Below are 12,452 nucleotides of genomic sequence, written 5' to 3' on the forward strand. Positions count from 1 at the left end.
CGGGCTCCGGCGCGGAAAAGGGCCGACGAGTGTAAACCGTGGGCGACCGCCGTCGGTAGCCGCGTAGGGCGCCACGGGCCTATAATGCCCGCCTTTTCCGTGAGCATTTTGTGGAGCTGGTGATGGCCGAACGCAAGGCGTCCGTCGAGCGCAACACCCTGGAGACCCAGATCAAGGTCGCGATCAACCTGGATGGCACCGGCCAGGCCAAGTTCGACATCGGCGTGCCTTTCCTCGAGCACATGCTCGACCAGATCGCCCGCCACGGGCTGATCGACCTGGACATCTACTGCAAGGGCGACCTGCACATCGACGATCACCACACCGTCGAAGATGTCGGCATCACCCTCGGCCAGGCCTTCGCCAAGGCCGTCGGCGACAAGAAGGGCATGACCCGCTACGGCCACTCCTACGTGCCGCTGGACGAAGCGCTGTCGCGCGTGGTTATCGACTTTTCCGGCCGTCCCGGCCTGCAGATGCACGTGCCGTTCACCCGCGCGGTGGTCGGCGGCTTCGACGTCGACCTGTTCCAGGAGTTCTTCCAGGGCTTCGTCAACCACGCTCAGGTCAGCCTGCACATCGACAACCTGCGCGGCCACAACACCCACCACCAGATCGAGACGGTGTTCAAGGCCTTCGGCCGCGCGCTGCGCATGGCCGTCGAACTGGACCCGCGCATGGCCGGGCAGATGCCGTCGACCAAGGGCACTCTCTGATGCAGACGGTCGCTGTCATCGACTACGGCATGGGCAACCTGCACTCGGTGGCCAAGGCCCTCGAGCACGTCGGTGCCGGCCGGGTGCATATCACCAGCGATGCCCAGGTGATCCGCGAGGCCGACCGGGTGGTGTTCCCCGGTGTCGGCGCGATTCGCGATTGCATGGCGGAGATCCGGCGTCTGGGCTTCGACACCCTGGTCCGCGAAGTCAGCCAGGACCGCCCGTTCCTAGGCATCTGCGTCGGCATGCAGGCGCTGATGGAGCGTAGCGAGGAGAACGGCGGGGTCGACTGCATCGGCCTGTTCCCCGGCCAGGTGCGCTTCTTCGGCAAGGACCTGGTCGAAGACGGCGAGCCGCTGAAGGTGCCGCACATGGGCTGGAACGAAGTGGCGCAGAGCATCGACCACCCGCTCTGGCACAACATCCCCGATCGCGGGCGCTTCTACTTCGTGCATAGCTACTACATCGAGGCCGGCAACCCCAAGCAGGTGGTCGGTCGCGGCCACTACGGCAAGGACTTCGCCGCCGCGCTGGCCGACGGTTCGCGCTTCGCCGTGCAGTTCCACCCGGAGAAGAGCCACACCCACGGCTTGCAGTTGCTGCAGAACTTCGCTGCCTGGGATGGGCGCTGGTAATGGCCCGCGCGAAGGTTCCCAGCCTGGCGCTCGAGCCGGCCCAGGAGCATGCCGCGCTGCTGCTGTTGCAGCGCTTTCTCGATGAGCGTTTCGAGCTGGAGCTGGGTACCTTCGAGGTGCAGGAAGTGCTCGACCTGATTACCCGCGAGCTGGCACCGCATTACTACAACAAGGCGATTCTCGACGTGCAGGCGCACCTGAAAGACAGGTTCGAGAGCATCGAGAGCGACCTATGGGCACTCGAAAAAAGCAGCTGAAAGCGTCAAGCCTCAAGCTGAAAGAGAAACGAATGCGCCTGCTTGCAGCTTGAGGCTTGCAGCTTGCTGCTCTTTTTTGACGTTAGGAAAAAAGACATGCTGATCATCCCCGCTATCGATCTGAAGGACGGCGCCTGCGTGCGTCTACGCCAGGGCCTGATGGAAGACGCGACGGTGTTTTCCGATGACCCGGTGGCCATGGCCGCCAAGTGGGTCGAGGGCGGCTGCCGTCGCCTGCACCTGGTCGACCTCAACGGTGCCTTCGAAGGCCAGCCGGTCAACGGCGAGGTGGTCACCGCGATTGCCAAGCGCTACCCAGAGCTGCCGATCCAGATCGGCGGCGGCATCCGCTCGCTGGAAACCATCGAGCACTACGTGCGCGCCGGCGTCAGCTACGTGATCATCGGCACCAAGGCGGTCAAGCAGCCGGAATTCGTCGGCGAAGCCTGCCGCGCCTTCCCCGGCAAGGTGATCGTCGGCCTGGACGCGAAGGATGGCTTCGTCGCCACCGACGGCTGGGCCGAGGTCAGCGAGGTACAGGTGATCGACCTGGCCAAGCGCTTCGAGGCCGATGGCGTATCCGCCATCGTCTACACCGACATCGCCAAGGACGGGATGATGCAGGGTTGCAACGTCGAAGCCACCGCCGCCCTGGCCAACGCCACGAAGATTCCGGTGATCGCCTCCGGCGGTATCCACAACCTGGGCGACATCCAGAAGCTGCTGGACGCGCGCACTCCGGGCATCATCGGCGCCATCACCGGCCGGGCGATCTACGAGGGCACCCTGGACGTCGCCGAAGCGCAGGCGCTATGCGATGCAGCGGTAAGCGGCAAGCCACAAGCCGCAAGATAGAGGTGCTGTTCGCTCCGGCTTCTTCTTGAAGCTTGCAGCTTGCAGCTTGCAGCTCTTTTTCGGAGAAAAAGCATGGCCTTGGCCAAACGCATCATCCCCTGCCTCGACGTGGACAACGGCCGCGTGGTCAAGGGCGTCAAGTTCGAGAACATCCGCGATGCGGGGGATCCGGTCGAGATCGCCCGCCGCTACGACGAGCAGGGCGCCGACGAGATCACCTTCCTCGATATCACCGCCAGCGTCGACGATCGCGCCACCACCCTGCACACCGTGGAGCGCATGGCCAGCCAGGTGTTCATCCCGCTGACCGTCGGCGGTGGCGTGCGCACCGTGCAGGACATCCGCAACCTGCTCAACGCCGGTGCCGACAAGGTGTCGATCAACACCGCCGCGGTGTTCAACCCGGAGTTCGTCGGCGAGGCCGCCGAGCGCTTCGGTTCGCAGTGCATCGTGGTCGCCATCGATGCCAAGAAGGTTTCCGGCCCGGGCGAGACGCCGCGCTGGGAGATCTTCACCCACGGCGGGCGCAAGCCGACCGGCCTGGACGCGGTGGCCTGGGCGAAGAAGATGGAAGACCTGGGCGCTGGCGAGATCCTGCTGACCAGCATGGACCAGGACGGCATGAAGAGCGGCTTCGACCTCGGCGTCACCCGCGCCATCAGCGAAACCGTGCGCATCCCGGTGATCGCCTCGGGCGGGGTCGGCAACCTCGAGCACCTGGCTGCCGGCATCCTCGAAGGCAAGGCCGACGCGGTGCTGGCGGCGAGCATCTTCCACTTCGGCGAGTACACCGTGCCGGAGGCCAAGGCCTACCTGGCCAGTCGCGGTATCGTGGTGCGCTGATCCCGCTTTTGTAGGGTGCGCCGCGCGCACCGAGGTCGCGCGCCAGCACGTAGCCCGGATGCAATCCGGGGCGTGGAGCCAATGAAAAGCCGGACCATCGAGGTCCGGTTTTTCATTGGGGCTGCGATCAGTTGTTGCGGGTGATGTTCAGGCCCTTGAGCAGGTTGAGGGCCTGGGCCAACTGGTAGTCATCGTCCTGCGGGCGCGGCTCGCTCCGGGCTTTCTTGCTGCTCGGCCGGTCTTCGCCGCCGTTGCCGTTGCCCAGGTGGCCGACCAGGTCGGCTTCCTTGTAGGCCTCGCCGTCCTGCTCGCGGGTGATCTTGGCGCGCGCCACCTCGATGTCCGGGACGATGCCCTGGGCCTGGATCGAGCGGCCGTTGGGGGTGTAGTACAGCGCGGTGGTCAGCTTCAGCGCCCGCTCGTTGCTGAGCGGCAGCACGGTCTGCACCGAGCCCTTGCCGAAGCTGTCGGTACCCATCAGCACGCCGCGCTTGTGGTCTTGCAGGGCGCCGGCGACGATTTCCGAGGCCGAGGCGCTGCCGCCGTTGATCAGCACCACCAGCGGCACGTTTTCGCTGGCGTCGGCCGGAGTGGCGGAGAAGCGCAGTTCGGAGTTGGCGATGCGGCCCTTGGTGTAGACGATCAGACCCTTCTTGAGGAAGTGGTCGGCTACTTCCACCGCGGACTGGAGCACGCCGCCGGGGTTGTTGCGCAGGTCGAGGACCAGGCCGCGCAGTTTCTTGCCGTCGTTGTCCTTCCTCAGCCTGGCCAGGGCCTTGCCGACTTCCTCGCCGGTGTTGACCTGGAACTGGGTGATGCGCAGGTAGCCGTAATCGGGTTCGAGCAACTGGCTCCGGACGCTCTTGACCTTGATCACCGCGCGGGTCAGCTCCAGGTCGAAGGGCTTGCCGCCCTCGCGGACGATGGTCAGCAGGATCTTCGCGCCCGGCTTGCCGCGCATCTTGTCCACCGCGTCCATCATCGTCATGCCCTTGGTCGGCTGGCCGTCGAGCTTGATGATCAGGTCGCCGGGCTGGATGCCGGCCTTGGAGGCGGGGGTGTCGTCGATCGGCGAGATGACCTTGACGAAGCCGTCTTCCATGCCGACTTCGATGCCCAGGCCGCCGAATTCGCCGCTGGTGCTTTCCTGCAGCGCCTGGAAGTCCTCGGGTTCGAGGTAGGCCGAGTGCGGGTCGAGGTTGCCGAGCATGCCCTTGATGGCGTTCTCCAGCAGGGTCTTGTCGTCCAGCGGCTCGACATAGGCGGCCTTGACCCGGTCGAGGACCTCGGCAAAGGTGCGCAGTTCGTCCAGCGGCAATGGCGCCTTGTCCCTGGCGGTGCTGCTCACGGCACTGGCGGCCGGCTTGGGCTCGGCGGCCTGCAGCAGCGGGGCTCCGCCGATCAGTAGCGCGAGCGCCAGGGCCTGGAAGGGAAGGCGGGACAGATACGGCATGTCGAACTGACTCCTAGATAAAGGTGGCGCTCACTGACGGGCGTCCTAGCCCTGCGCTCGGCACCATTGCGCGGGGTCGCTCGGGCGACCCTGCTGGCGGATGGCGAAATACAGCGCCGGGGTATCTTGTCCGCCGCTGTTGCCCACGGTGGCGATCGGGTCGCCGGCCTTGACGATGTCGCCGGCGTCCTTCAGCAGGCTCTGGTTGTGGCCGTACAGGCTCAGGTAACCATTGCCATGGTCGAGAATGACCAGAAGCCCGGCGCCGCGCAACCAGTCGGCGAACACCACCCGTCCGCCATGGACGGCCCGCACCTGGCTGCCGGCGGGTGCGCCGATCAGCACGCCGTCCCATTTGCTACGAGCGTCGCCGCTGCGCGGGGTTCCGTAGCGGGCGACCAGGCGGCCGTCCACCGGCCACGGCAGCTTGCCGCGCGCCTGGCCGAAAGGGCCGCCATAACTGGAGCCGCTGCTGGAAACCAGTGGGCCGCTGGCCGGCGCCTGGACGCCGCCTGGACGCGACCCGGCGGCGCGCTGCTCGGCCAGGGCGCGCTGGCGGGCTTCCTCGGCGGCCTTGGCCTCGCGGGCCTGGCGGGCCAGGGTTTCCTCGATGGTCTTCAGCACCCGGGCCAGTTGCGCCTGGTCCTGCTCGCGGGACTTGAGTTTCCTGTCGCGCTCGCGGTACTGCTGGTTGAGCTTGCCGAGGGCCAGTTGGCGCTCCTTGCGGACCGCGGCGAGCTGTTCGCGGCGGCTGTCCAGGGCGCTTTTCTGTTCGTTCAGGCGAACCTGCTGGGCGTTGATGTCGCGTTCGACGTTGGCCAGTTGGCGCAGGGTCTCGTTGAAGTTTTCGAGCTGCTCCAGGCGGGCGTGGCCGAGGTATTCGTAATAGGTGAGGGTGCGCGAGAACTGTTCCGGCCGCTGCTGGTTGAGCAGCAGGCGCAGGGGCTCCTGGTTGCCGGCCTGGTAGGCGGCGCGGGCCTGGATGCCGATCAGCCGTTGCTGTTCAAGGCGCGCGTCCTGGAGTTTTTTTTTCTCGCCGTCGAGCCGTTGCAGCTCGGTTTCACTTTCCTTCAGCTCGTCCTGGAGGGTCTTGACCTCTTTCTCCAGCTTGCCCATTTCGGTTTCGGTGCTGCGCAACTGTTTCTGCACCGAGGACTTTTCCTGCTCGATCTTGTCGAGCAGCTTCTTCAGCTCGCCGATGTCCTTGCGGGCGGCCTCCAGTTGTTGCTGGGTTTCCGCACGCTGGTCGGCGACGACCGGAGTGAGCAGGCAGAAGCAGAGAAGAGCGAGCAGGGCGCGGGGCATGGGCACGTGCGACACCGAGGGAGGAAGGACCGGCCTAGTATGCTAAAGAACGCGGCAAGCTAAAAGCTGGCAGCGGTCAAATTGCTGCCGGGTTCGAGCGGTCCCGGTTTTTCCGGAGGTGTTTTTCTGGATCCCCGCGAACGCGGGGATCCAGTAAACGAAGGTGGGTTCCCGCAAGCCTACGCTTGCGGCCACGGCACGAGCCTCAGGCCGGCAGGAGGATCGAGGTGCCGGTCATTTCCGCCGGCTGTTCCAGGCCCAGCAGGTAGAGCATGGTCGGCGCCACGTCGGCCAGCACGCCGCCGTCGCGGACCCGTAGCGGGCGCTTGCCGACGTAGATGAACGGTACCGGCTCGCAGGTGTGCGCGGTGTGCGCCTGGCCGGTGCATTCGTCTTCCATCTGCTCGACGTTGCCGTGATCGGCGGTGATCAGCGCTTCGCCGCCGACCTTGTCCAGTGCCTCGACGATGCGGCCGACGCAGGTGTCCAGGCATTCCACCGCCTTGATCGCGGCTTCCAGCACGCCGGTGTGGCCGACCATGTCGCCGTTGGCGTAGTTGACGACGATCACGTCGTAGCGCTGCTGTTCGATGGCTTCGACGATCCGGTCGGTGACTTCCGGCGCGCTCATTTCCGGCTGCAGGTCGTAGGTGGCGACCTTCGGCGATGGGATGAGGATGCGTTCCTCGCCCTCGAACGGTTCTTCGCGGCCGCCGGAGAAGAAGAAGGTGACGTGGGCGTACTTCTCGGTCTCGGCGATGCGCAACTGGGTCTTGCCGTGCTTGGCCAGGTACTCGCCGAGCACGTTGTCCAGCGATTCGGCCTGGAACGCGGCCGGCGCCGGGATGGTCGCGGCGTACTGGGTGAGCATCACGTAGCCGGCCAGGCGCGGGGCGCGGGCGCGCTCGAATTCCTTGAACTCGGGCTCGACGAAGGCGCGGGTCAGCTCGCGGGCGCGGTCGGCGCGGAAGTTCATGAACACCACGGCATCGCCGTCCTCGACCGGAGCGGCGTCGCCGATGCGGGTGGCCTTGACGAATTCGTCGCTCTCGCCGCGCTCGTAGGCCGCCTGCAGGCCCTCGACCGCCGTCGCCGCGCTGAACTCGGCGCGGCTGTCGACGATCAGGTCATAGGCTTGCTGCACGCGGTCCCAGCGGTTGTCGCGGTCCATGGCGAAGTAGCGGCCGATCAGCGAGGCGATGCGACCCTTGCCGAGCCTGGCGAAGGTGGCGTCGAGCAGCTCGATGGAACCTTGCGCGCTCCTCGGCGGGGTGTCGCGGCCGTCGAGGAAGGCGTGCAGGTAGATCTTCTCCGCGCCGCGCCGGGCGGCCAGTTCGGCCATGGCGACCAGGTGGTCCTGGTGGCTGTGCACGCCGCCGTCGGAGAGCAGGCCCATGATGTGCACGGCCTTGCCGGCGGCTACCGCCTTGTCCACCGCGCCGGTGATCACGGGGTTCTCGAAGAACTCGCCGTCGCGGATCGCCTTGGTGACGCGGGTGAAGTCCTGGTACACCACGCGGCCGGCGCCGAGGTTCATGTGGCCGACCTCGGAGTTGCCCATCTGCCCGTCCGGCAGGCCGACGTCCATGCCGCTGCCGGAGATCAGGCCGTGCGGCTGGCTGGCGCGCAGGCGGTCGTAGACCGGGGTGTGGGCGGCGAGGATGGCGTTGTAATCGGGGCTGTCGCTGTGGCCGAAGCCGTCGAGGATGATCAGCACCAGCGGTTTGGGCGTGGCAGACATAGGTTCGACTCTTGCGCTAGGGGCGAAAAAAGAGCGGCATTTTATCGCCAAGTCCCTCGTGGCGTCACCGCTGGGCGGACTTTGGCCGACCTTTGGGCCTGTGTATACTGGCCGCCATTTTATGGCTGTGGAACCGCGAGATGCTTGCCAACCTGATTGAATTTGTCACTAACCACTATGTATTGAGCGGATTGTTCGTCATCCTGCTGGTGCTGCTGATCGTCACCGAACTGCGTCGCGGCGGCCAGAGCCTCAGCACCCGCGAACTGACCGCGCTGGTCAACGCCGAGACCGGCGTGGTGGTGGACGTGCGGCCGAGCAAGGAGTTTTCCGGCGGGCACATCGTCGGCGCGCTGAACATCCCCTACGACAAGCTCACCGCGCGCATCGCCGAGCTGGAGAAGCACAAGGACAAGACCCTGGTGGTGGTCGACGCCATGGGCCAGCACGCCGGCACCGTCTGCCGCGAGCTGAAGAAGGCCGGCTTCAACGCCGCCAAGCTGTCCGGCGGCATCGGGAGCTGGCGCGGCGACAACCTGCCGCTGGTGAAGTGACATGCCCGGTGTCGTCATCTATTCCAGCGACTGGTGCCCCTACTGCATCCGTGCCAAGCAATTGCTGGTGCGCAAGGGCGTCGACTTCGAGGAAATCAAGGTCGACGGCAAGCCGCAACTGCGCGCCGAGATGGCCGACAAGGCCGGGCGCACCTCGGTTCCGCAAATCTGGATCGGCGGCACCCATGTCGGGGGCTGCGACGATCTCTACGCCCTGGAGCGCACCGGCAAGCTGGACGCGCTGCTCAACGCCTGAACCCAACACCTACGCATAACATCGAGAAGGCCACGCTATGACCGAACAAGCTACCAACGGCGCCGCCCAGGGCGAAAACCCGCAGTTCTCCCTGCAGCGCATCTACGTCAAGGACCTGTCCTTCGAAGCGCCGAAAAGCCCGGAAATCTTCCGCCAGGAGTGGGCACCGAGCGTCGCACTGGACCTCAACACCCGCCAGAAGGCCCTGGAAGGCGATTTCCACGAAGTGGTGCTGAGCCTGTCGGTGACCGTGAAGACCGGTGAAGAAGTCGCCTTCATCGCCGAAGTGCAGCAGGCCGGCATCTTCCTGATCCGTGGCCTGGACGCCGCTTCGATGAGCCACACCCTCGGTGCGTTCTGCCCGAACATCCTCTTCCCCTACGCCCGCGAAACCCTGGACAGCCTGGTGGTGCGCGGTTCGTTCCCGGCGCTGATGCTCTCCCCGGTGAACTTCGACGCCCTCTACGCCCAGGAACTGGCGCGCCTGCAGGCCGCCGGCGAGGCTCCGGCGCAAGCCTGAGGACTCCCATGGGTCATGAAGAACGCCGCTTTTCAGCGGCGTTTTTCATTGCGGCGCATTTTGTTGTAGAAGCCAGCTTGCTGGCGATCCAGGCTTATCCGGCCCCCTTGATCGCCAGCAAGCTGGCTCCTACGCCTAGGGTCGTGCTTATGCCCCGGCGAAGCCATGCTGGCGCCAGGCCTCGTAGACCGTGACCGCCACCGTGTTGGAGAGGTTCAGGCTGCGGCAGCCGGGGCGCATCGGCAGGCGGATGCGTTGCTCGGGCGGCAGGGCGTTGCGGATGTCTTCCGGCAGGCCCCGGCTTTCCGGGCCGAACAGGAAGGCGTCGCCGGGCTGGTAGCGTACTTCGTGGTAGGGGTGCGAGCCCTTGGTGGTGAAGGCGAACAGGCGTGGCCGGCCGAGGCTTTCCAGGCAACTGTCCAGGTCGGCATGGCGCTGCAGCGGTGCGTACTCGTGGTAGTCCAGGCCGGCGCGGCGCAGGCGCTTGTCGTCCAGTTCGAAGCCGAGCGGTTCGATCAGGTGCAGGCTGCAGCCGCTATTGGCGCACAGCCTGATAATGTTGCCGGTATTCGGTGGAATTTCCGGTTGGAACAGGATGACGTGAAACATGCGCGGCTCCGCACTTGAGGACGGGCGGCATTCTACTCCCGAGACCCCGCGTCCGCAGATGGGCTGGCGCTTCTTCGCCACCCTGGCGATCCTCGGCCTGTTGGTCGGGCTGATGATCGGCCGCCTGACCGAGTCCGGCCCGGCGCACCTGGAGCGCGTCGAGGTGCTGGAGGACGGGCTGGCGCTCTGGTTCGACCGCGAGGTGGCGGTGCGCGGCGAGCGGATCGACGGCGCGCTGGTGCTGCATCTGGACGCCGGTGGCAAGGTCGAACGGGGCCAGTTGCGGGTGGCCGGCAAGGTGGCCAACTGGCGGACGGTGTCGGAAGGGAAGGAGGCGCTGCGTCTCGAGCTGGTGGCCGCCCGGCCGCTGCACGGCACATGGCGCGGTGCAGCGGCGGAAGGGCGGTGGCGACTGGAGATCAGCCTGCGCTCGGAATAAAAGAGGGGATTCCCCGGCCTGCCTGTACCAAGGTCCCCAAAACTGGGTATGTCTTATCCTATGCAGGGCATGTGCCAGTTTTATTACGAAGGCTCAAGCCCGCATGTTTTCTGGCCTTCGGGCGATTCCACGGATTTTTTGGGACGCGATCCGGCGGATGGATTTGACCCGCACGAGTGCATGCGGTGCATCCGGCGCGCACGGACGGGGCATTTTGGGCTGTGCCGATGAGGTTGGCGCGGCGCTGGGCCTAGCCGGCGCGGTTGCCGCTGTTCATCGGCACGCGGCTGCCCAGGCGGTAGCGCGAGGACGGGTGGACGAAGCGCGCGTAGGTCACCGTCTTGCCGCGCGACCAGGTGCGGCGCATCAGCACCAGGCAGGGCTCGCCGGGGCCGATTTCCAGCAGGTCGGCTTCGGCGGGGCTGGGCAGGGTGGCGTCGACGATGTGTTCCATCTCGTCCGCCGCCAGGCTGTTCAGCAGGTATTGCGAGGGTTGCAGGGTCTCGTCGAAGCGTTGCTGGAGGAATTCGGGCATCAGCTCCGGGTTGACGTAGCGGTCTTCCAGTTGCACCGGCACGCCTTCCTCGCTGTGCACGCAGATCAGGTGGAACACCGAGCTGCCGGTGGGCAGCGAGAGCGCCGCGGCGATCGCCATCGAGGCTGATTCGCGGGCATGCAGCACCACGCGGCAGCTATAGCGGTGGCCGCGTGCGCGGATCTCGTCGGCGATGTGGGCGATCATCAGCAGGTTGGACTGCGGCTTGCGCTCGGCGACGAAGGTGCCGACCCCGGACAGCCGCTGCAGCAGCCCTTCATCGGTCAGCTCGCGCAGGGCGCGGTTGACCGTCATCCGCGACATGCCCAGCGCCTGCACCAACTGGTTCTCCGAAGGAATCAGGTCGCCGGGCTTCCATTCCCCGGAGCGCAGCTTGTCCACCACGTAGCGCTTGGCCTTGCGATACAGGGCTTGGGGGGCTTCCGCGTTGCTGTTCATGGGCGCTCCTGGGGCGATGGACGGCGAGTATACCCGGCGCGTTCCTGGCATACAGGCGTTCGGTGGTTGGGCCATGTGGGCGGGTGTCCGGCTGGATGCAAGCCTGTATAGACAGGATAGGCAATAACCTGGCCAATTCCTTTTTCCTACCGTCTCGGGCCGTGTGGCGTGGCCATTCCGGCGATCCACTCAACTCCCCGTGAAGGTTGTTACCGCCTGCCGTCCAGAAGAACGCCATGCTTCAAAAAGTGGCGTCCATGTCCGCTTTGGTAACGCTGTTCCGCAGCCTTCTACACTCTTGGAAGACATCCGCTAAAGCGTCGCAAGCGTGTGATACAGGCCCTCTCGGGCGTTTCTGCGAGCGCCTTCGGTGAAATTGGCCTTGCTCATGCATATGCTTGTATGTACAAGTTAATATAGGTGGTGAGTGCTACCCCGAGAGCACTCGCCGGTCAACCGAGCAGGAGTCACCCCGTGAGCAACCCGAACAACAAATTCCGTGACGTCGAAATCCGCGCCCCGCGCGGCACCCAGTTGAATGCCAAGAGCTGGCTGACCGAAGCGCCGCTGCGCATGCTGATGAACAACCTCGACCCGGAAGTCGCCGAGAATCCGAAGGAGCTGGTGGTCTACGGCGGCATCGGCCGCGCCGCGCGCAACTGGGAGTGCTACGACAAGATCGTCGCCACCCTCAAGGAGCTGAACGACGACGAGACCCTGCTGGTGCAGTCCGGCAAGCCGGTCGGCGTGTTCAAGACCCACGCCAACGCCCCGCGCGTGCTGATCGCCAACTCCAACCTGGTGCCGCACTGGGCCACCTGGGAGCACTTCAACGAACTGGACGCCAAGGGCCTGGCCATGTACGGCCAGATGACCGCCGGTAGCTGGATCTACATCGGCAGCCAGGGCATCGTCCAGGGCACCTACGAAACCTTCGTCGAAGCCGGCCGCCAGCACTATGGCGGCAACCTCACCGGCCGCTGGGTGCTGACCGCCGGCCTCGGCGGCATGGGCGGCGCCCAGCCGCTGGCCGCGACCCTGGCCGGCGCCTGCTCGCTGAACATCGAGTGCCAGCAGTCGCGCATCGACTTCCGCCTGAAGACCCGCTACGTGGACGAACAGGCCAAGGACCTCGACGACGCCCTGGCGCGCATCGCGCGGTACACCGCCGAGGGCAAGGCGATCTCCATCGCCCTGCACGGCAACGCCGCCGAGATCCTGCCGGAACTGGTCAAGCGTGGCGTGCGCCCGGACATGGTCACCGACCAGACC

General features: G+C 65.9%; 15 protein-coding genes. 10 read left to right on the forward strand and 5 right to left on the reverse strand.

Annotation, left to right across the window (positions count from 1 at the left end; genetic code table 11):
- Positions 1–122: 122 nt before the first annotated feature.
- From hisB to hisF, 5 genes are all read left to right on the forward strand, one after another.
- Positions 123–716 (forward strand): imidazoleglycerol-phosphate dehydratase HisB, encoded by a 594-nt coding sequence (hisB, locus tag PSEWESI4_RS00920; RefSeq protein ID WP_187669308.1) that lies wholly within the window; start codon positions 123–125, stop codon positions 714–716.
- Positions 716–1,354, forward strand: a complete 639-nt coding sequence (gene hisH / locus PSEWESI4_RS00925) for an imidazole glycerol phosphate synthase subunit HisH (protein ID WP_187669309.1) — start codon at positions 716–718, stop codon at positions 1,352–1,354. Before hisB ends, hisH begins: the two co-directional genes overlap by 1 nt.
- Entirely contained in the window at positions 1,354–1,611 is a 258-nt protein-coding gene (locus tag PSEWESI4_RS00930) for a DUF2164 domain-containing protein (protein ID WP_187669310.1), read from the forward strand. The genes hisH and PSEWESI4_RS00930 overlap by 1 nt, the downstream gene beginning before the upstream one ends.
- Before the next feature lie 96 nt (positions 1,612–1,707).
- Positions 1,708–2,466, forward strand: coding sequence for a 1-(5-phosphoribosyl)-5-[(5-phosphoribosylamino)methylideneamino]imidazole-4-carboxamide isomerase (gene hisA, locus PSEWESI4_RS00935; protein WP_187669311.1), 759 nt, complete (start codon positions 1,708–1,710; stop codon positions 2,464–2,466).
- A gap of 72 nt (positions 2,467–2,538) precedes the next feature.
- Entirely contained in the window at positions 2,539–3,309 is a 771-nt protein-coding gene (gene hisF, locus PSEWESI4_RS00940; protein ID WP_187669312.1) for an imidazole glycerol phosphate synthase subunit HisF, read from the forward strand.
- 127 nt (positions 3,310–3,436) lie between these two features.
- Here the strand turns inward: hisF and PSEWESI4_RS00945 are convergent, their stop codons facing one another.
- The 3 genes from PSEWESI4_RS00945 to gpmI form a co-directional block, all read right to left on the reverse strand.
- On the reverse strand, positions 3,437–4,762 hold the full coding sequence (locus PSEWESI4_RS00945; protein ID WP_187669313.1) for a S41 family peptidase: 1,326 nt from the start codon (positions 4,760–4,762) through the stop codon (positions 3,437–3,439).
- Positions 4,763–4,807: 45 nt separating this feature from the next.
- Positions 4,808–6,067 carry a murein hydrolase activator EnvC family protein gene (locus PSEWESI4_RS00950; RefSeq protein WP_187669329.1) on the reverse strand — a complete coding sequence of 420 codons (1,260 nt, stop codon included), beginning with the start codon at positions 6,065–6,067 and terminating at the stop codon, positions 4,808–4,810.
- Positions 6,068–6,272: 205 nt separating this feature from the next.
- The gene (gene gpmI / locus PSEWESI4_RS00955; RefSeq protein WP_187669314.1) at positions 6,273–7,808 is read right to left on the reverse strand and encodes a 2,3-bisphosphoglycerate-independent phosphoglycerate mutase; all 1,536 of its coding nucleotides are present in this window, start codon (positions 7,806–7,808) and stop codon (positions 6,273–6,275) included.
- A 140-nt stretch (positions 7,809–7,948) separates the two neighbouring features.
- Between gpmI and PSEWESI4_RS00960 the strand changes: the two genes are divergently transcribed.
- Genes PSEWESI4_RS00960 through secB form a run of 3 tightly spaced genes read left to right on the forward strand, consistent with a single transcriptional unit; the run spans position 7,949 to position 9,138 of the window.
- On the forward strand, positions 7,949–8,362 hold the full coding sequence (locus tag PSEWESI4_RS00960) for a rhodanese-like domain-containing protein (protein WP_187669315.1): 414 nt from the start codon (positions 7,949–7,951) through the stop codon (positions 8,360–8,362).
- Position 8,363: 1 nt separating this feature from the next.
- Positions 8,364–8,618 carry a glutaredoxin 3 gene (gene grxC, locus PSEWESI4_RS00965; RefSeq protein WP_187669316.1) on the forward strand — a complete coding sequence of 85 codons (255 nt, stop codon included), beginning with the start codon at positions 8,364–8,366 and terminating at the stop codon, positions 8,616–8,618.
- 37 nt (positions 8,619–8,655) lie between these two features.
- Positions 8,656–9,138: a protein-export chaperone SecB gene (gene secB, locus PSEWESI4_RS00970; RefSeq protein ID WP_187669317.1), complete on the forward strand. Its 483-nt coding sequence runs from the start codon at positions 8,656–8,658 to the stop codon at positions 9,136–9,138.
- Between the two features lie 147 nt (positions 9,139–9,285).
- Here secB and trmL read toward each other — a convergent pair whose 3' ends face one another.
- Positions 9,286–9,747, reverse strand: coding sequence for a tRNA (uridine(34)/cytosine(34)/5-carboxymethylaminomethyluridine(34)-2'-O)-methyltransferase TrmL (gene trmL, locus PSEWESI4_RS00975; RefSeq protein ID WP_187669318.1), 462 nt, complete (start codon positions 9,745–9,747; stop codon positions 9,286–9,288).
- On the opposite strand from trmL, the gene PSEWESI4_RS00980 reads away from it, so the two are divergent.
- The gene (locus tag PSEWESI4_RS00980; protein ID WP_187669319.1) at positions 9,746–10,186 is read left to right on the forward strand and encodes a hypothetical protein; all 441 of its coding nucleotides are present in this window, start codon (positions 9,746–9,748) and stop codon (positions 10,184–10,186) included. The two genes, trmL and PSEWESI4_RS00980, sit on opposite strands and share 2 nt — an antisense overlap.
- Before the next feature lie 250 nt (positions 10,187–10,436).
- Here the strand turns inward: PSEWESI4_RS00980 and hutC are convergent, their stop codons facing one another.
- The gene (gene hutC, locus PSEWESI4_RS00985; RefSeq protein ID WP_187669320.1) at positions 10,437–11,180 is read right to left on the reverse strand and encodes a histidine utilization repressor; all 744 of its coding nucleotides are present in this window, start codon (positions 11,178–11,180) and stop codon (positions 10,437–10,439) included.
- 474 nt (positions 11,181–11,654) lie between these two features.
- On the opposite strand from hutC, the gene hutU reads away from it, so the two are divergent.
- Positions 11,655–12,452: urocanate hydratase (gene hutU, locus PSEWESI4_RS00990; protein WP_187669321.1), on the forward strand; the 798-nt coding region annotated here is incomplete at its 3' end.

Source organism: Zestomonas carbonaria (assembly GCF_904061905.1).
GTDB classification, from domain to species: domain Bacteria; phylum Pseudomonadota; class Gammaproteobacteria; order Pseudomonadales; family Pseudomonadaceae; genus Aquipseudomonas; species Aquipseudomonas carbonaria.